The following is a 17,722-nucleotide window of genomic DNA, read 5'->3' as shown; positions in this document are numbered from 1 at the left end:
CTGGTTTTAGAACAGACCCGGGATGTTCATTCCTCCGGTGAATTTACCCATGTCTTTTGCCATCAATTCATCGGCTTTGCGCAACGCGTCATTTACTGCAGTAAGCACGAGGTCTTGCAGCATTTCTACATCATCTGGATCGATGACTTCTGGCTTGATGACGATTTCTTTTACTTGTTTGTGGCCGTCTGCTTTTACCAACACAGCGCCTCCGCCAGCAGAGCCTTCTACTACTTTATCCTTCAATGCTTCTTGTGCCTTTGCCATGTCTTCCTGCATTTTTTTCACTTGCTTCATCATTTGTTGCATTTGCTGCATGTTTTTCATGTGAGGGTTCCTCCCTTAAATGTCTTCATTTAGTCTTTTACTTCGACAAGTTCTTCACCCACGAGCTTGATGGCTTCAGCTAAGAACGGATCTTGCTCTTCCTCGGCAGGGCTATCCTTTTGCCCTACTTGCTGTTCGACCGACTGCCATTCCTCTTCCATAATGGAGAGCAATTGCAGAGGCTTACCCAGCGCACTCAACATGACCCGTTCTACCACGCCTTTTAATTCAGGCTCCATGGTTTTATCGCAGTGGATGGGACTGGTGAACGTGACAACCACCGCATCACTGCCAGCAGCAACAGGCTGACCGTTTACCAGCCATGCCTGGTACTGGATTTTCACCTTTTTTAGATCAGTCAATATCTGGCTCCATTGTCCGCGCACCTGACGAGTCAGATTTTCGTCCAATGCTCTAGCTACCTCACGCACCCTGTTCATCGAGGTACGGGAACCGCCTCCTGCCGCAGCCACTCGCTTCGGCTCAGCCTTTCTTGGCTCATCCGCTTTTTGCGTCGGCAAACTTACCTGCCCCTGCATGACCTGAACCAGACGTTCTTCCAATACGCGTATGCGGTTTGCCATGCCCGTCAGTTCTTCGCTGTTTACTTGTGGGGCAGCAGTAGCTGCCGTCGAACCTGCTTGCTGTGAAACAGGCTGACACATTTTGACCAGTGTCAGCTCCACGAGCACTCTGGCATATGTCGACCATTTCAATTGAGACAGCGCCTGATTACACGTCTCAATCGCAGCGTACAGTTCAGGAAAACCGTAAAGCTCAGCTACGTGGGCGAACTGATCGTCTATCATCGTCCGTTCCACGATTTCCTCTAGCTGAGGGGCAGTTTTCAAGAGCAGCATATCCCTATAGTAGTACAGAAAATCATGCAGGAACTGCTCGGGGTCCTTGCCCTGCACCATTACCTGGTCGAACTGCTCCATGACCTTTGCTACATCGCGCTCGGCGATATAACGAGCCAGGACAGAAAAGTACGTCTGGGAAACGGTACCCGTAATCTGCATGATGTCGCTTGCCTTCACTTCATCCCGGCTAAAGCTGATCGCCTGATCCAGCAAGCTGAGGGCATCGCGTGCTCCACCCTCTGCCATCTTCGCCACCAGCTGGAGTGCTTGTTCTTCGACTCGAACTCCTTGCGACTGGCAAATTTTCTGCAGAAGATCGACCATCACTCGGAGCGGAATCCGATGAAAATCAAATCGCTGGCAGCGGGAAATAATGGTAGCAGGAAGCTTATGCGGCTCCGTGGTCGCCAAAATGAAAATGACGTGCGAAGGCGGTTCTTCCAGCGTTTTTAACAACGCATTAAACGCCTCCGTCGTCAGCATATGCACTTCGTCAATGATGTACACCTTGTACTTGACGTCGCTTGGGGCAAATTTAACTTTGTCGCGTATGTCGCGAATTTCTTCAACCCCGCGGTTCGATGCAGCGTCAATCTCCAGCACATCTGTTACAGAACCGCTTGTAATCGCGCGGCACGAACCGCACTCATTGCACGGCTCACCGTCTATCGGCTGTTCACAGTTTACGGCTTTGGACATGATTTTGGCCGCACTCGTCTTACCCGTACCACGGGGACCATTGAACAAATAGGCATGGGAAAGCCTTCCTTCGCGTAATGCATTACGCAAGGTAATCGTCACATGTTCTTGTCCGACGACATCTTGAAACGTCTGCGGTCGGTATACGCGATATAGCGCGGTATAAGCCATGTTCGTGTGACACTCCCCATCTGCACAGTCCTCATTTATATCCTATTCATTATACACTATTGGCATCGTTCATTTAAAGCAAACTTGGTTTGCTAAGCTTCGTGCGTAGGCAAAGTATTAGTTTATGAAAGAAAACGCCCCGTTCACATGGTTGTGAGGGACGCTTTCGATGGGTTATTTCTACAGGTAGGGCAGCATGATATGAAAGGTCGTTCCGTACCCTTTGGACGAGACACGGATTTGACCTCCGATATCGTGGATGATCTTTTGGCAGACGGATAGCCCCAAGCCTGTTCCTTCTTCCTTGGTCGTAAAAAATGGATCGAAAATTTTGTCGATAATGTACAACGGGATTCCCGGTCCAGAATCATGGATATCGATACTTACCTTGTCTCCATCCTGATCGATATGGTGGGAGATCTGAAGCGTCCCTTGCTCACCCATGGCTTCGATGCCGTTTTTGCAAACGTTGATAAACACCTGCTTGAGCAATTCGGTGTCTCCTACGACCATCGGCAGCTTGCCATTGGAAGTAAACTTCACGTCAATCCCGTACAAAATGGCCTGTGATTCGACGATCGGCAATATTTCAGAGAAAACCGTATTGAGATCGACCATCGAATATTGGATGTTGCGTGGCTTGCTCAACAAGAGAAATTCGCTCACCAACGAATTGATGCGATTGATCTCCGTCAGCATGATTTCGGTGTACGTCTTTTCCCGATCCATCCCACTTTCCGTAAACGACTTTAAGAACATTTGCAAAAATCCCTTGATGGATGTGAGTGGGTTGCGAATCTCGTGGGCAGTGCCCGCAGCGATCTGTCCAATCATCGCTAGTCGTTCGTTTCGTTCGATTTTCTGCTCAAAGGAACGCAGATTGGTAATGTCCTTAAAGAGGACAAAAGCGCCCACCGTTTTGCCCGTATCGTCCTGCAGCGTATTGGCATCCACGATCAGTTCATAGCGCTGATTGTCGTTGGTCCATGACGTGGCGATATTGTGTAATTTCACTCCCTCTAGCAGCTCTTTTTTGATGAGCCGATGCTGTTCGGGAATTCCCGCGAAAACGCGATCAATGTGTTTGTTGATGACATGCAGCCGATCCATCCCCAAAAGCTTGCATGCAGTCTGGCTCGCCTCAATAATATTCGCCTGTTCATCCAGAATGAATAAGCCTAGATTGGTATCGTGCGTCAGCTTTGCCAACAATCGTTGAGACAAGGCGTAGTCGGTTTCCTTTGCCAACTGAAATAAATGAATTAAATACAAGGGCTGTTCTGCTTGCTGCACTAATATCATCGCAGGAGTCTTTCCACATTTCCCCTGTTTATTCTTCCATTCTACCTCCACGTTGAATTCCGATTGCGCTTCCTTTTGCAAAAGCTCCTCGTACATCTGTTCTACGGAGCCATCAAAAGGAAGGATGGTCTGAAACGGCTGATTGACAAGTCGATCGCGTGAATATCCGGTGACACGAAGCAGTTGTTCGTTTACCTCGACGATACTACCTGCCTGATTTACCAAGAAAACGGCAGTGGGCAATTGATGCATGAACTGCTGCAATCGTCCGGACGAGCCGACGAGATGTAGAGAAAAAGATGCACTCACAGCTTGTCCCTCCTGACCTATAACGTAGTTCAATGTGCAGGAAAGTATATTGTTTATCCTTCTATGAAAGTTCGTGAAAGTCCGCCCAAACCCTGCCTTTTTGGCGAGAGAGGGAAGGGAAATGTTTCGCTGTTTATCGTCAAAAAACAACAAAAAATACGTGGAACGATTGGAAAAGTTGGCTGAACAAATGAGAAAGGTGGGCCTCGAGGAAGCTCTTGGCGATGCCCAAGTAATAAAAAATAGCATGTCTCCCGGAGGAAACATGCTATTTACTGTCGTTAGAAGGTACCGTGCACCTATCTTCGATAATCCTCATCCAAGCGTTACTTATGGTAGCAGCTCAGACCAGGCCACCCTGCGGCACACGCGATGATCCACTTATGGCTGCTTCCTTCCGGACCTGACCAGGTTCATGGGTTCGCGTTGCACAGGACCCGATCCTCAACACCGCCGCCATAAGGCAGCCTCACATGAGGAAACCTATGATAGGAATTCAACCCTGCTATTGCGGATTGCAGGTTACAGGGCACCGCAACCTCCCCGTCTAGCACGGTACGATTAGAATACCAAAGATACGGATTGATAGCAAGGCGAAAAAGCCACCCAATACAGGGAAAAGTCCCCTCATTCTCGCTGATCGACTACGGATGCCGCTATTTCACGCTCTGTCCCGCTCGGATGAGAAAGCGAATCTACGTGGAGAACACAAGCATGATACGCTTTCTGAAACACGCTCACGATATACGGATCAAATTGCGTAGACGAGCATCGCACAATTTCGTCGTACGCTTCTTGAAACGTCATTGCCTTGCGATAGGAACGTGTCGTCGTCATAGCATCAAACGTGTCGGCAACTGCAATGATCCGCCCTATTAAGGAAATTTCCTCTCCCTTTAATTGGTCAGGATAACCTCGACCATCCCATCGTTCATGATGATGTCGAACTCCTTGGCTGACGTGAGCCAAGCTCTCGATCTGCTCCACGATATTTGCCCCGATGGTAGAATGCTGCTTCATGTGTTCGTATTCCTCGTCCGTCAGTTTCCCTGCCTTTAGCAGAACATGATCAGGTATCGCCACTTTTCCGATGTCGTGCATCAAGCTGGCATAGCGCAAGTCGTCCCGTGAGAATTGACTGCTTGATTTTTCATCCAGATGATCGTAGAGAATAAGAGCGTACTCCGTAACACGTTCTGTGTGTCCTGCTGTATAAGGATCCTTCATTTCCACCGCCAAGTAAAAGTTGCGTACGATTTGATCAAGACTCTCCTGCATGTACTTCCTTTCTCGCACGATCAGCGTATGCATCTGCCCAGCCATCTCGTTGAATTTCTTTTCGAGTATCGTGATTTCTTCCATCCCTTGTATCGGGACGCGTATAGAAAAATCGCCTTGCAGCAATGAATCAGTGGCTGACACTAATGTATAGATAGGTTTTCCGATCCACAAAGAGAGACGAAGCGCTACATACGCGGAGAAGCCGACGACAAGACAAATGGTAAAGAGCAAAATCAGCTTCAGCCGATCGAGACGTTGCGTAATTCCTTTTCCTCCGATCCATTCGAAATACCCATTGCCACTTATCGGTGATACGAAGTAAAAGGCGTAGATTGTCTCCCCATCTTTTCGGAACGTGAATACGCCCTTTTCCTTTTCGTTTTGCAACGTCCTGCTGATCGCGTCATAATCCGGAAGCTCCTGTATATGTCTTCCTATGAATTCGCCGATCGTATGTATAAAAATGTTCCCCGTGGGAGAGATGACCATCATATCGTTCTGTTCCGGCGCATAATTCGTTCGAATCCAACGACCAAGCTTATCCAGACGAATTTCTACCATCAGCAAGGATTCTGACTTCCCTGATACATGCTTTACCTTTTGTGCAATATATATCGAATTGGGATTACCGAGTTCATCTTTCCGACTTAATAGCCAAAGCTTACTGGTATGTAACTCAAATGACTCCCGAGAAAAAGAAATCGGCATGTCTTGCGGCTCCCAGCCTTTTTCAGGGCGCAGGGAGACGACGCTGAGGTCATCTCTAAGCAAATGAATGTTACCTACCATATCTTGCATGCGGACAAACTGCGAAAATAGTGCCTGTAGAGAGGCATCACTCCGCTCGTCCGCACGTAGCAGCTTATTTTCCGCCAAGTCATTGACCTCTTGTTGCATGGTTCGTAAAAAAAAGGACAAGCGCACATCTGCTAGCTTCATGTGGCCTTCGGTACTCGTTTTGTACTGCTCAAACACTGCCTCTTGGGCTTCCCCATAGAAAAGGAAGCAGATGAACAAAATGGGGATAAGGCTTAACAACAAAAATGTTGCAAATAGCCGGACTTTTACTTTCGGAAAATACATCTGCCTCCCCCTGTTCTTCTACGCTGTCTGCTAGTCACTTTATTTCCCGCACATGGCCAATGGAAAACCTTTGATTGGGGACAAAGTGTATTTCCTTACATAGACAAACTTTGTATCGCGTATTATCCTTGCTAAGGATAAATTGAACTGGGACAAGGAGATACGACTCATGCGTTATATACTACTGGTCTTTATAGGAGCGTGCAGTTACGGAATCCTCTCCACGATTGTAAAACTCGCTTATGGACAAGGATACTCCCCTGCAGAAGTGATCGGTGGGCAAATGTTTTTCGGCTTTGTACTAACCTGGCTGCCTGCATTGTTTTTCTTGCGGACTAAACCGCAAATGCGACAATTACTCCTGTTGGTAGCTGTAGGTCTGACTGTTGGAACGACGGGCATTTTTTACTATAACGCCCTTCAATACATTCCTGCTTCAGTTGCAATCGTTCTGTTGTTTCAATTTACGTGGATGGGAGTATTTGCGGAAGCCATCCTGTCCCGTCGGCTCCCTGACAAACAAACGGTAGGCTCACTGGTTTTGTTGCTCATTGGAACTTTGCTTGCCGGAGGACTTTTCGAAAGCGGCGGATTAGAGCAATTCAACCTCATCGGCGTCATTTTCGGATTACTCTCGGCGGTATCCTACACCTTGTTTCTTTTAAGTAGTGGTAAGGTTGCTATCACCGTTCATCCGTGGGTGCGCAGCTCGACCATGGCTACAGGCTCCCTGCTCTTGGCCAGCCTGATATACCCACCCGTCTTTCTCTTCAATGGCGCGCTGTGGGACGGGTTATTCCCGTATGTATTCCTGCTCGCCTTTTTCGGAATCCTCTTGCCGACAGTCCTCTTCAACTTTGGCATTCCGCACATCGGCGCAGGCATGGCTGCCATTCTCGGTGCTGCCGAGCTACCCATGGCCGTCATTTCGTCATACTTCATCCTGCACGAATCAGTAAGTTTGCTGCAAACAGTGGGGGTTATCGTCATTCTGATCGCGATCGTCCTGCCGGAATGGCTGCGCCAACGGGGGAAACGCAAAAATTCCACTTCGAACGAATAGGGGGATCCGTGTGAACATCAAAAGTGGCCTAACCATACAAGATTTTATTCAAATGGAACAATTAGAAAAAAAGTACTATGGGGAGGAACATATTACCCCCTATGCAGAATCGTACGAATGGTATGTGCATCGTCCTCACTCGATACTCGCACTGGAAGTGGACAATCGCATCATTGGATTTATGAATTTATTTCCCGTTCGACAGGATATTTTCGAACAGATTGAAAACGGTACTTATAACGACAAATATCTTACGTACAGAGAAATCATTCCTGTAGAAAGCGAACCTGTCACTTTTTTGAACTTGTTCCTCTCCTGTGTTGTCATTGACGACCATTTCCGGAAGTCTCATGCGTTACTGTTGCTAGTAAGCAGCTACATGGATTACTATGAGGCACTTCAAAGGAAGGGAGTGAAGATCGAAGGGATCGTGGGCGATGCTGTGACCGCAGATGGCGAACGATTTTTAAACAAAATCGGATTGAATCGGTATTGTTCTTCCGACCACGACTCCACGATCTATCGGGGGACCTACGAGGAATTTGTAAAGGCGGTTACGAAAATGAAGTCAGGTTCTAAGACTGTAAGCTAGGCTGAAGCGAATCTGGAACGAACAACTAGAGCAGTTCCTTTTTGATTGCCACGAAAAAACCTCTGCGAGAGCAGAGGTTTTATTTGCTGTATTCTTTGGATGTGACGACGCGTTCCTTCCGTCTTTTCCACACCTTATAGACATATACGCCCACTACAGCAACGAGAACAAGACCCGCTACACCCGCTGCCATTCCTTGCGTTAGCGTGTTTATGTGTGCACTGAGATAGGCGACATTATTCCCTGTGAAATGGCCAATCGCAAACAATGCTAGCGTCCAAACCAGTCCAGTCGTGTACGAAAATAAAGCATAGCGGCGAAAGGTCATCTTTCCAATCCCCACCAGATAGGGGACAACGTGACGGACGACCGGCAAAAAATAGCTGATGCACAACGCATAGCTTCCGTACCGTTCCAGAAGCGATTGCGCGTGCGCTACGTACTTATTCATCCCTTTTTTCCGCCCGATCCAATTCAGTGCTGGCGCCCCTACTGTCCTGCCTAATACATACCCTAACGACAGGCCGGAAACGACTCCCAAGTAGGTAGCAATAAAGGCAGGGATGACGTGCAGCACACCTGTCGCAGTCAACACACCTGCTGATAGAACAATCACTTCATCCGGAATCGGCATTCCTACAATACCCAGCCATAAGAGAAAAAAGAGTGCAAAATAACCAAACTGGCCTACCGAGTCCGTCATCATTTCCACTACCATACTGCGTACCTCCCTCCCTTTCTAGCCGAGTTCTTTTCGACACACATATACAAAAGCAGGCGGTAGGTTGAACGGAACCATTTTGACGGAAACGTCCGTAAAGACCGTTTGTAACTGCTTTTTCATCTGCAAGGAATATTGAAACGCGACAAAGACTCCCCCTGGCTTCAGTGCTGCGTATATCTGCTCCATGATCTGATCGCGCAGCAATTGGGGAAAATTCGCGAATGGCAAGCCGGAAATGATAGCATCAGCCTTGCCCAATCCTGCCTCGGTCAGCACACTAACCAACTCCACGGCATCCTCGTGAAACAGGGCTCCCGGAAACTGAAGTTCCAAGCGCTTTCTCATACTGGCTTCTTTTTCAAAGGATACGAGAGTCGCATCCGGCTTTTTCAGTTCATCGATCCATTTGGTAAAAATACCGGTTCCCGCACCCAGCTCCACAATCGTATTCGCTCGTTCCCAGTCCACTGGCTTCATCATTTGCTTTGCCAACGCATGAGAACTAGGCGTGATGCTCCCGACTTGACCAGGTGCCTGCAAGAAATTATAGAAAAACATCAGCCGTTCTTTAAAGCCGATCGGTTGATGGCAATCAATCATCATGATTATTTCGCCCCTTTTTGTAAACCTACATCTCATCTTACCCATTTCACCTTTAGAATTACTTGTGAAAAAACAAAAGATTTTCTTAAGATTCACATTAACTGATCTGAATGGAATTTTCCTCCGTCTTCAGTCGGAGCGGGCAATCACGCTTTTGATGGTTTTTGTCCGTTGCACTCCTCATGTACAATAGGATCATAGAAGTTCGTCATGAACGACGATGTTCGTCATGAACGACGAGGAGGACTATTCAATGAATTATAACGGTGTAAAAGCAATCACACATGCGAGTGCCTTTTTCGCGCCCTTCCTGGTTCCATTAATTGTATGGCTGCTCATGCAGGATCGCGATGCTAAAAATATGGCATTACAAGCTCTTTTGTTTCACGTCATCATGGGAATACTCATCAGTATTTCCTGGGCACTCTCTTTCATACTGATTGGCATTCCATTCCTGATCGTCTTCGGATTGATGGGAATCTACTATCCGATTAAAGGAATCGTCTACTCTCTGAAAGGGCGACCGTTTCATTACCCGGTGATTGGGTCGATGGTGCGATAAGGCAAACCGACGAATACAAAAAGACCAGCTCAAAAAAATGGGCTGGTCTTTGTTTGTTCCGATGCACTTTTCGTAGATACGGAATTTTTATTTCGATCCTACTGTGAAGCGTTCGTTGCGGTGCTGTGGGTTCTCGATTTCATCCAGGACCGCAATGGCATAGTCAGCATAGCTGATGTAGCTTTGTCCGCTTGCATTCACCAGCAAATGATCTTTTCCTGCTACATACGAACCGCTGCGTGCTCCTTCAGCGTCAAAGAATGCAGATGGGCTGAGGAACGTCCATTGAATGGAATCAGTTCCCTGCAGAATGCGGAGATTTTCTCCCTGATTTTGAGCAGTAGCCAAAAACATCTCTGGGAAATCGGGTGTTTCCAATACGCGAGTCGTTTTTGCTTCATCCACGAACAGGCTACCTGCTCCACCCACTACGAGCAATCGAGTGTTAGGCGCACCCTTCATCGCTTCAATCAGTACATTTCCTGCTTCCACGTGCAGATGTTCCTGACCGAGTGGGGCACCAAACGCATTGACCACGACGTCAAAGCCTTTCAGATCATCGGATTTCAGTGCGAATACGTCCTTTTCCAAAACAGCCACGTTTGCTTCAGTCACTTTCGCTGCATCACGAACGATTGCTGTTACTTCATGACCCCGATCCAGTGCTTCCTTTGCAATCCATTTACCTGCTTTACCACTTGCTCCAACAATAGCGATCTTCATGATTGTTTCCCTCCATAAAAGTAGAATTGGCCACATATAGCAATCGTATTACCTGAACGATCAGTTGTAACACAATCAGTTACATCTCGTATTAAAAAAGAACAAGGTGTGTGTTTGTTTCCCTGTTGTAATCATTTTAGTTACAACAAACCAAGATGTCAAGGCCGTATTATTCTTCCTTTTCCAATGTCCCTGACGAAGCTTTATTCATGTGAATGGGTTGAGGAGGAGAAAAATGCAGTATATTTAACAATTGTTCAGCCATGTAGGAAGGTGAATAAGTAAGCCCACCATCTACCCACTCCATAATCATTCCAAATATGGCGTAAGAATGATAGCTCGCAAATAATGCCTCATTCCGCTTGGCATTCCTCTCCGCTGGAAAGAGATCTTTCAAGTAGAGATTCTTCAGCTCCTGACAGATTCTGTTTTGAAAGCCGGGTAATGCGTTGGATTTAATAATCATCGTATAGAAACGGGAGTGTGTTGCGACATGCTCAAAAATCTTGATTGCAGATGAAGTCAAATTTCTTACGTCGAATATCTCGACCTGCACATACGGCTCCCGATAGGATTTGACGAGATCAGTCAGAACTTCCTCAATCAATTCGTCCAGAAGTTCCTCTTTATATTGAAAATGTCGATAAAAGGTCCCCCGGTTGACGTCGGCTGTCTCCACGATGTCTGTGACGGAAATATCCCGAAAATCCTTTTCCTGCATGAGGGATATCAAAGAATCTTTTAACGCATTTCTCGTTTTTCTCACTCGCTTGTCGACACCTTGCTCTGCTTTGGACACGTGACACCCTCACTCTTCCTGATCGTTTATTGAGAAATGAGACAAAACCTTCGTCAACTGTACGTTACGCAACAGAATCGATTACTTTTGCTGATTGAACAGTCCGTTTTGAAGTCATTATACTAAATGTGTCGGATAGATCGTTAGTCCACTACTACACGTAAAGCTGTGAAAACGTTATCCATACAAGGAGGCATGATTCATGAAGCTTCAAGACAAAGTCGTCGTTGTAACGGGTGCAGCATCTGGGATGGGAAAAGCCATCGCTACTCTTTTTGCCAAAGAAGGCGCAAAAGTAGTTGTATCTGACATGAATCTCGAAGGAGCTAACGGAACTGTCGCCGATATTGAAGCGAATGGCGGAAAAGCGATTGCCGTAGCAGCCAATGTGGCTAAAGAAGAAGATGTACAAAACATGATCGATACAGCCGTGAATACGTACGGCACCTTGGATGTTCTCGTAAACAATGCAGGCATCATGGACAATATGGTTCCTGCTGCTGATTTGACCGATGAGCTATGGGATAAAGTATTCGCAGTAAATACGACAGGTCCTATGCGTGCTATCAGGAAGGCACTTCCATTGTTCATGGAAAAAGGGCACGGCACCATCGTCAACATCGCTTCTCTGGCTGGATTAAACGGTTCTCGGGCGGGAGCGGCCTACACCTCGTCGAAGCACGCTGTCGTGGGTTTGACCAAGAACGTTGCTTTTCAATACGCGAATCAGGGAATTCGTTGCAATGCGATTGCGCCGGGTGGAGTAAGTACGAATATCGGAACGACAATGGCTACTCCAAATCCATTTGGCTTGGAGCGAGCTATGGCTGGTATGTCACTCAATCCACGCACGGGTGAGCCAGAGGAAATCGCTACGGTCGCTCTATTTCTAGCATCCGATGACTCGAAGTTTGTGAACGGCGTCGTGATCGCGGCCGATGCCGGCTGGACCGCTTATTAATAGCGAAAAACCCACAGTGCATGGTGCGCATTTGGCCGTCCATCGCTGCGGGTTTTTCTTTTATTTCTTTTTGACTGCACCGTTCCACGTAGAAATGCCGCCTTTTAGATGAGCCATGCTGGTAAAACCATGCTTGCTCAAGACTTTGGCTGCCTGTTTGCTGCGCATGCCACTACGGCAGTAGAGCAATACATCATTCTTATTGGATATTTCTTTGACACGGCTGTTCAGCTGAGACAGAGGAATGTTGACTGCAGATGGGATGTAGCCTCTCTTGTATTCATGAGGCTCCCTCACGTCGATCAACATCACTCTGCTTTTTTGATTCACTCGCTCTTTAAATTGCTCTGCCGTTAAATTTTGAAGTCCCTTCACTGGCATGAATCGCGATACCAAGTACCAGGTCGTGACGGCATACGCGATAATCAGGAGAATAGTCGTGAAATCCATACAGACACCCTTTCGTTTTAGCGGCTTTTCACCAACAGTTCAACAGCTTCTTTCACCATCTTGCTGGTGTCCCCACCGGCTGCTTGTTCGTCCAACAAACAACGTTGGAGATTTTCCGCCACGATCTGTGCGATAGCTCGATCGGATGCATTTCGCACAGCAGATAACTGAGCGACTACTTCCTTGCAGTTTTTTTGATCCTCCATCATTTTCAAAACCCCGCGGACTTGTCCCTCGATTCTACGCAGACGTCTTTTAATATCTTCACCATAGTTGTAGTCCATGAAATTTCCTCCCGTCTCTACCTATACAGGTATATTATACGAAAAAGGGAGCGGCTTAAATAAACAGATTTACTCTTGCTTGTGTAGCATCGCCCAGATAAGCCGCTACTCCTGCATATTCCATCCCGTCCAACAGTTCTTCTTGCTTGAGGCCCAAAAGGTCCATGGTCATGGTACAAGCCACCAGCTTCACACCTTGCTCTTGAGCCAGTTCAATCAGTTGTGGCAACGTCAAGGCGTTATGCTTTTTCATGACGTGTTTGATCATCTCAGGACCCATACCCATCATATTCATTTTGGACAACCCGAGCTTTTTCGCTCCACGCGGCATCATCCAGCCAAATGCCTTCTCCAGAAAGCCTTTGTTCACTTTGACGATCTCGTCTTTTCGCATAGTGTTCAAGCCCCAAAACGTAAAGAATATCGTCACGTCATGATCATAAGCTGCAGCACCGTTCGCAATAATAAAAGCAGCAATCGCTTTATCTAAATCCCCGCTAAATAGGACAATCGTTGTTTTTTCTTTTTGAGCTTCCATGAAAAAGACCCCTCCCGGATTTTATATTTATACTTATACCCCTATAGGTAATTTTAACGCATTGGAGTGCAATTGCAACGGAAATTTGTAGAATTCCGTTTACAGGATAATGTCACTCCAAATTTTGATCGCAGTCGCACAGATGAGAATGAGCAATCCGTAACGCAGAACGTTCACATTCATCTTCGCACTGACCCTACTGCCCAGAGGTGCACCTATTACACTACCGATCACGGTAAACAAAACGGGCCACAACGGAATGTGTCCCGTAGTCAGCTTACCCAACACACCACCGATCGCGGAAATGAATACAATGGCTAAAGACGAAGCAATCGTGACTCTGGTGGGGATTTTCAGAACGGTCAGCATGATCGGGATGAGGACAAAGGCACCACCTGCCCCGACAATTCCTGAGACGATACCGACTACGAAGGCGGACGGAATCGCTATTCCCCTGTTGTAAGTCACATCCTGTACGTTTTCTTCTTTCCCTTTGTTTTTGATCAGCATGAGAACGACGGCAACTACAGCCAAAATCCCGTAGACGAGATTGATGCTTTCTCCCGATAAATACTTCGAGATAAATCCACCCAGCAAGCTCCCCATGAGGATACTGATCCCCATATCCTTGACTAGCCCTTTATGAATCAATGGCGACCCTTTTCCGTTTTTCTTGCGGAACGCCAGCACTCCTGACAAAGAGGCAAAAAACACTTGGAACATGGAAATCGAGGATACTTCCTGCGCGGAGAAATGGGCAACATTCAGCCAATCAGGCACAAAGAGCAGCAATGGGTAGTTAATGATCGCACCGCCAATTCCAAGTAAACCGGAAAAGAAGGAACCAATTAAGCCCAGTGATAGCATGAGTATAAACAGTAAAACGTCCATACGTCCTCCCTTCATTCTCAAATAGTGACGGCTTGAGAATGTTCTGACTGCTTTTCAAATGAAGGATGATCAGGTAAAATAAACCCAAGTAATTTAATGTGAATAAGGTGATATAAATGATTCGATATTTGAAATCGATTTTTCAGCACCGTTGCCCTACCTGCAACGAGCCGTTGTATTCTCATATAGATGAATTGCGCAGTGAAAAAATTTGTCCCAACGGTCATTATCGAGAAGAGACCTACGGACACTTAGGAATTCGCATCATCTATGAGGATGTGGAATAAGCGAACACGACTACACATCGTGCTCGCTTCTTTTATTTTTAGGCTTTCTTGACCAAAAATTTGAATACTCCATTGTCCTCTTCGTGGGAAACCAGCTCATTCTTGGTTTGTTTGACCCACGCCTGAAAATCGTTCAGGGAGCCTTTATCTGTGGAGAGCACCTCCATGGTTTGACCAGGAGCCAAGCTGTCCAACGCTTTCTTTGCCTTTACGATCGGCATCGGGCATGCCATTCCTTTTGTATCTACTGTAATATCTGCCATTTTACATTCCTCCTCGTATTTTTTAATCCTATTTTTGTGAATTTTATTCTTATTTATCGTGAACGGCACAACGATTTGGACCAATTTCCATTTCTCGCTGCTCCTCATCACTCGGTGTTATTTTCCCCATGTTGGTTTGGCGAATTTCTTGATACGCATTCGGTTGTGGTGGCAGGTTTTGCGTCACAATTTTCCGGAATTCGCCCTCGTCCTTGATTTGCAGACCTGGGTTATTCGCAAACAGGTCCCCGAGTCGAGCAGACACCTTTCCTCCCTCTCCCAGCTCCGTATATTTACCAAAGTGAGCTGGCAAGACGATGAGATCATCAGAAAGCTCTCTGTAGCGATTATACAAAGTATTGCGCAAATCTCCCACCCAATCTTCGGCTAAACCTGCCAAATCTGGGCGACCAATAGACTCCACAAACAGGATGTCACCAGTCAGAAAATACGTATCATCCACGATGAATGACGTGCTCCCAATCGTATGACCTGGAGAGTGGATGGGTTGAATCGTGATTTTCGAGTTCCCCACATGAATATCGCGGCTCTCTTCCAGCTTTTCATAGGAGAACGTAACCTCTGTCGCGTCTTTTTCCGGCAGCCAGTACGTAGCTCCAAGCTGATCGGCCAATCGTTTCCCCCCAGAAATGTGGTCTGCATGGAGATGGGTATCAATCGTATGGGTGATCTTCACATGATGTTTGTTGGCGAATTCCGTGTAGGCGTCCGTCATGCGTAGTGTATCGACAATCGCAGCTTCGCCGTTAGATACCACCATGTAGGACAGGCATCCCTTTCCAATGCGAACAAATTGGTAAAGCTCTCCTCCATCGCGTAGATTACCGACTTTGATTGGCTCCAGATGCTCACTCCATGCTTTCATACCGCCTTGCAAATAGTATACGCCGCTTCTTCCTGCTTCTACGAGTTGTTCTCCCACAAAGATAGAAGAACCCTCTTTGGCACAGACGACCAGTACTTTTTGACCTTCTGGAATTTTGTCCAGAACCGCGTCTACGCCTTCCATCAGATCAAAGTAAGGAATGTTGACGATCTGGACGTTGTGGCCTTCAATTTTCCAATCGTTAAAATCACCTTCATTCCGTACGTCCAGAATAAATAGCGGCTGTTTTTGGAAGAGAATTTGCGTCAATTCATGTGGCGTCATAGCTTGCAAAGCTGCTGTTTGTGTAGTCATGATTCATTTCCTCCTCTTTATTGATTTTCTGTTGGACCTGTCCATCCAGCCATGCCGGGAATAACGTTTTTCACTCGAGTGAAGCCCTTTTCAGCGAGCAGCTGGCAGGCCAAGTCACTGCGATTGCCAGAGCGGCAAATGACGAGTATCTCGTCTTCTAGTTGTAACTCGTCGAGCCGACCCTCCAATACTCCCAGGGGTATTGAAATGGCCATAGGAATACGTTGAAAAGCAAATTCTGCCGGCTCCCGTACATCGATAACAACCATCTGCTCCTGATTTTGCAGCTTTTTCATCAACTCTTCATTAGAAATGGTGTGCGGATATTTCGTTTCTTCTTTGACTTCATGAGCATTCGCCTTGCGCAGAAAATGTTTGAGCACATCTCCATCGTGGATCGTCCCTAGATACTGATGACCTGTGTTTTTCGCCCAGCCTTGCATGTCTGCGAGTGAGCCTTTATCGGTAGCCTGTACTTCTATGACTTGCCCTGGCTGTAGTTCGTCCATGGCTTTTTTCGTTCTCACGATGGGCATCGGACATGCCAGCCCTTTGCAGTCCAATACTTTATCGACCGAAATCGTTGGTTGAACCGTCATATATACCCCTCCTGGTTTAGTTGCGTTCTTGTTTTCCTGTCCACGCCAGCATACCGCCAACCATATTGTTCAAGTTTGCATACCCTAGCTGATCCAAGTATTCGCATGCTTTGCCACTACGATTCCCACTTCGGCAAATGAAGATGACTTCCCGATTTTGATCGATTTCATGAATGCGCGCAGGCAGTTCAGGCAACGGGATGAGCGTGGAACCTGGTATATGTCCATCCCCATATTCATCTGGATTTCGTACGTCGATTAGCTGTAACGGCGCATCGCTAGATAGTCTCTTTTCTACTTCCTCGGTCGTTACGTCTTGCCAGCCTTTGCTCATAAAAGATTCCCTCCTGCAGATTTAATGTATATGAGACGAAATTTCTTAATACCAATACCCCTATGGGTATCATGATAAAGCGTAAAAGCTCCTTTGTCAACACCTCTCTTACTTTCTCTTACGTCTGACAACCAGGCATCTTCCACGCTCTTTCCTTCCGCCATTGAGAGAACAGGTAAATAGTTACAGCAACAATGATTGTTTGATATAGTGAATGAAGTGCAATAGGTAATCTGTCCCAGTCAGATGGAAGATCAAAGGGTGTGAATGAAATGAGCTATTATTTTTCTCCTTGTAGAACGGAAATGTATATGCAAAAGTACCTTGAATTTCTGCTGGAGCATTACCGCGAACTGAATTTGCCTTATTCGTTCCCCGTTACCTTCAGCTACATCGCCAGTCCTTCCTTTATGGGGCAGGAAGCGATCTTGTGCTATTCGGACGAGTACGAAATAATCGGTGCAATCGGCTACATAACTGGCACCGGGGAAAACGATTATCAGGACACACATATCGCTCAAATCCAGATTGCCTATTTCCTCGAGCCCTATCGCGGAACCTTGCTCTTTCTCAGAGCTATGCAATTTCTTACACAGCATCTTGAACAGATTCCTCATGAAGTAAAGGAGCTGCGCTTTTGGGCACCGGTCGATGATCGATTACGTCCTTTGTTTGCCAAGCTAGCTGAACGAACGACTACCGTAGAAACCGAAAACGGATTCCTCGAGGAGTATCGTGCTTCTTTCCCTGACTTGCATTCCCTCGCTACAAGATTCCGGCACGATAAATACTACAACTGATCAGAAGGAGACG

At 46.8% G+C, this 17,722-nt stretch carries 22 protein-coding genes and 1 other RNA gene; 6 read left to right on the top strand and 17 right to left on the bottom strand.

What is annotated here, in order from left to right; translation table 11 throughout:
- Nucleotides 1-6 precede the first annotated feature (6 nt).
- The 5 genes from AN963_RS19085 to AN963_RS19065 form a co-directional block, all read right to left on the bottom strand.
- Complete coding sequence (locus tag AN963_RS19085) at nt 7-318, bottom strand: YbaB/EbfC family nucleoid-associated protein (RefSeq protein ID WP_055746369.1); 312 nt, start codon at nt 316-318, stop codon at nt 7-9.
- Nucleotides 319-356: 38 nt separating this feature from the next.
- On the bottom strand, nt 357-2,060 hold the full coding sequence (gene dnaX, locus AN963_RS19080; RefSeq protein ID WP_055746069.1) for a DNA polymerase III subunit gamma/tau: 1,704 nt from the start codon (nt 2,058-2,060) through the stop codon (nt 357-359).
- A gap of 180 nt (nt 2,061-2,240) precedes the next feature.
- Entirely contained in the window at nt 2,241-3,671 is a 1,431-nt protein-coding gene (locus tag AN963_RS19075; protein ID WP_055746068.1) for a PAS domain-containing sensor histidine kinase, read from the bottom strand.
- A gap of 291 nt (nt 3,672-3,962) precedes the next feature.
- An RNA gene (gene ffs / locus AN963_RS30415) (signal recognition particle sRNA large type) lies at nt 3,963-4,227 on the bottom strand.
- 71 nt (nt 4,228-4,298) lie between these two features.
- Nucleotides 4,299-6,035, bottom strand: a complete 1,737-nt coding sequence (locus tag AN963_RS19065) for an HD domain-containing phosphohydrolase (protein WP_055746066.1) — start codon at nt 6,033-6,035, stop codon at nt 4,299-4,301.
- A gap of 169 nt (nt 6,036-6,204) precedes the next feature.
- Between AN963_RS19065 and AN963_RS19060 the strand changes: the two genes are divergently transcribed.
- Both AN963_RS19060 and AN963_RS19055 read left to right on the top strand, forming a co-directional pair.
- The gene (locus tag AN963_RS19060) at nt 6,205-7,098 is read left to right on the top strand and encodes an EamA family transporter (protein ID WP_055746065.1); all 894 of its coding nucleotides are present in this window, start codon (nt 6,205-6,207) and stop codon (nt 7,096-7,098) included.
- A 10-nt stretch (nt 7,099-7,108) separates the two neighbouring features.
- Nucleotides 7,109-7,690, top strand: a complete 582-nt coding sequence (locus tag AN963_RS19055) for a hypothetical protein (protein WP_055746064.1) — start codon at nt 7,109-7,111, stop codon at nt 7,688-7,690.
- Nucleotides 7,691-7,769: 79 nt separating this feature from the next.
- Here the strand turns inward: AN963_RS19055 and AN963_RS19050 are convergent, their stop codons facing one another.
- Both AN963_RS19050 and AN963_RS19045 read right to left on the bottom strand, forming a co-directional pair.
- The gene (locus AN963_RS19050) at nt 7,770-8,408 is read right to left on the bottom strand and encodes a DedA family protein (protein ID WP_055746063.1); all 639 of its coding nucleotides are present in this window, start codon (nt 8,406-8,408) and stop codon (nt 7,770-7,772) included.
- Nucleotides 8,409-8,429: 21 nt separating this feature from the next.
- A complete protein-coding gene (locus AN963_RS19045) occupies nt 8,430-9,017 on the bottom strand; it encodes a class I SAM-dependent methyltransferase (RefSeq protein WP_055746062.1) in 588 nt (195 codons plus the stop codon).
- Between the two features lie 253 nt (nt 9,018-9,270).
- Between AN963_RS19045 and AN963_RS19040 the strand changes: the two genes are divergently transcribed.
- The gene (locus tag AN963_RS19040; protein ID WP_055746061.1) at nt 9,271-9,579 is read left to right on the top strand and encodes a DUF4870 domain-containing protein; all 309 of its coding nucleotides are present in this window, start codon (nt 9,271-9,273) and stop codon (nt 9,577-9,579) included.
- A gap of 87 nt (nt 9,580-9,666) precedes the next feature.
- Here the strand turns inward: AN963_RS19040 and AN963_RS19035 are convergent, their stop codons facing one another.
- Both AN963_RS19035 and AN963_RS19030 read right to left on the bottom strand, forming a co-directional pair.
- Nucleotides 9,667-10,302 (bottom strand): NAD(P)-dependent oxidoreductase, encoded by a 636-nt coding sequence (locus tag AN963_RS19035; RefSeq protein ID WP_055746060.1) that lies wholly within the window; start codon nt 10,300-10,302, stop codon nt 9,667-9,669.
- A gap of 169 nt (nt 10,303-10,471) precedes the next feature.
- Nucleotides 10,472-11,101 carry a TetR/AcrR family transcriptional regulator gene (locus AN963_RS19030; RefSeq protein ID WP_055746059.1) on the bottom strand — a complete coding sequence of 210 codons (630 nt, stop codon included), beginning with the start codon at nt 11,099-11,101 and terminating at the stop codon, nt 10,472-10,474.
- A gap of 202 nt (nt 11,102-11,303) precedes the next feature.
- Here AN963_RS19030 and AN963_RS19025 point away from each other — a divergent pair, with 202 nt between their 5' ends.
- Nucleotides 11,304-12,062 (top strand): SDR family oxidoreductase, encoded by a 759-nt coding sequence (locus AN963_RS19025; protein ID WP_055746058.1) that lies wholly within the window; start codon nt 11,304-11,306, stop codon nt 12,060-12,062.
- A gap of 60 nt (nt 12,063-12,122) precedes the next feature.
- Here AN963_RS19025 and AN963_RS19020 read toward each other — a convergent pair whose 3' ends face one another.
- The 4 genes from AN963_RS19020 to AN963_RS19005 all read right to left on the bottom strand — a co-directional run bounded on the left by AN963_RS19020 (nt 12,123) and on the right by AN963_RS19005 (nt 14,225).
- Nucleotides 12,123-12,512 (bottom strand): rhodanese-like domain-containing protein, encoded by a 390-nt coding sequence (locus AN963_RS19020; protein WP_055746057.1) that lies wholly within the window; start codon nt 12,510-12,512, stop codon nt 12,123-12,125.
- Nucleotides 12,513-12,529: 17 nt separating this feature from the next.
- Complete coding sequence (locus AN963_RS19015; protein WP_055746056.1) at nt 12,530-12,796, bottom strand: metal-sensitive transcriptional regulator; 267 nt, start codon at nt 12,794-12,796, stop codon at nt 12,530-12,532.
- A gap of 55 nt (nt 12,797-12,851) precedes the next feature.
- On the bottom strand, nt 12,852-13,334 hold the full coding sequence (locus AN963_RS19010; RefSeq protein ID WP_055746055.1) for a DsrE/DsrF/DrsH-like family protein: 483 nt from the start codon (nt 13,332-13,334) through the stop codon (nt 12,852-12,854).
- Between the two features lie 99 nt (nt 13,335-13,433).
- Nucleotides 13,434-14,225, bottom strand: coding sequence for a sulfite exporter TauE/SafE family protein (locus AN963_RS19005; protein ID WP_055746054.1), 792 nt, complete (start codon nt 14,223-14,225; stop codon nt 13,434-13,436).
- Nucleotides 14,226-14,341: 116 nt separating this feature from the next.
- Between AN963_RS19005 and AN963_RS31550 the strand changes: the two genes are divergently transcribed.
- The gene (locus tag AN963_RS31550) at nt 14,342-14,512 is read left to right on the top strand and encodes a hypothetical protein (protein ID WP_169791929.1); all 171 of its coding nucleotides are present in this window, start codon (nt 14,342-14,344) and stop codon (nt 14,510-14,512) included.
- A gap of 38 nt (nt 14,513-14,550) precedes the next feature.
- Here AN963_RS31550 and AN963_RS19000 read toward each other — a convergent pair whose 3' ends face one another.
- From AN963_RS19000 to AN963_RS18985, 4 genes are read right to left on the bottom strand one after another with little or no spacing between them, the layout of a single operon-like run.
- On the bottom strand, nt 14,551-14,775 hold the full coding sequence (locus AN963_RS19000; protein WP_055746053.1) for a sulfurtransferase TusA family protein: 225 nt from the start codon (nt 14,773-14,775) through the stop codon (nt 14,551-14,553).
- A gap of 49 nt (nt 14,776-14,824) precedes the next feature.
- Complete coding sequence (locus tag AN963_RS18995) at nt 14,825-15,976, bottom strand: MBL fold metallo-hydrolase (protein ID WP_055746052.1); 1,152 nt, start codon at nt 15,974-15,976, stop codon at nt 14,825-14,827.
- A 17-nt stretch (nt 15,977-15,993) separates the two neighbouring features.
- On the bottom strand, nt 15,994-16,575 hold the full coding sequence (locus AN963_RS18990) for a sulfurtransferase TusA family protein (protein ID WP_055746051.1): 582 nt from the start codon (nt 16,573-16,575) through the stop codon (nt 15,994-15,996).
- Nucleotides 16,576-16,591: 16 nt separating this feature from the next.
- Nucleotides 16,592-16,909 carry a rhodanese-like domain-containing protein gene (locus tag AN963_RS18985; protein WP_055746050.1) on the bottom strand — a complete coding sequence of 106 codons (318 nt, stop codon included), beginning with the start codon at nt 16,907-16,909 and terminating at the stop codon, nt 16,592-16,594.
- Nucleotides 16,910-17,220: 311 nt separating this feature from the next.
- Between AN963_RS18985 and AN963_RS18980 the strand changes: the two genes are divergently transcribed.
- Complete coding sequence (locus AN963_RS18980; protein WP_236708017.1) at nt 17,221-17,709, top strand: hypothetical protein; 489 nt, start codon at nt 17,221-17,223, stop codon at nt 17,707-17,709.
- The last annotated feature ends 13 nt before the right edge of the window (nt 17,710-17,722 follow it).

It is taken from the genome of Brevibacillus choshinensis (assembly GCF_001420695.1).
Taxonomy (GTDB): Bacteria; Bacillota; Bacilli; order Brevibacillales; family Brevibacillaceae; genus Brevibacillus; species Brevibacillus choshinensis.
Note: the sequence above shows the minus strand (reverse complement) of the source record. Positions and strands in the feature narration are given on the sequence as shown.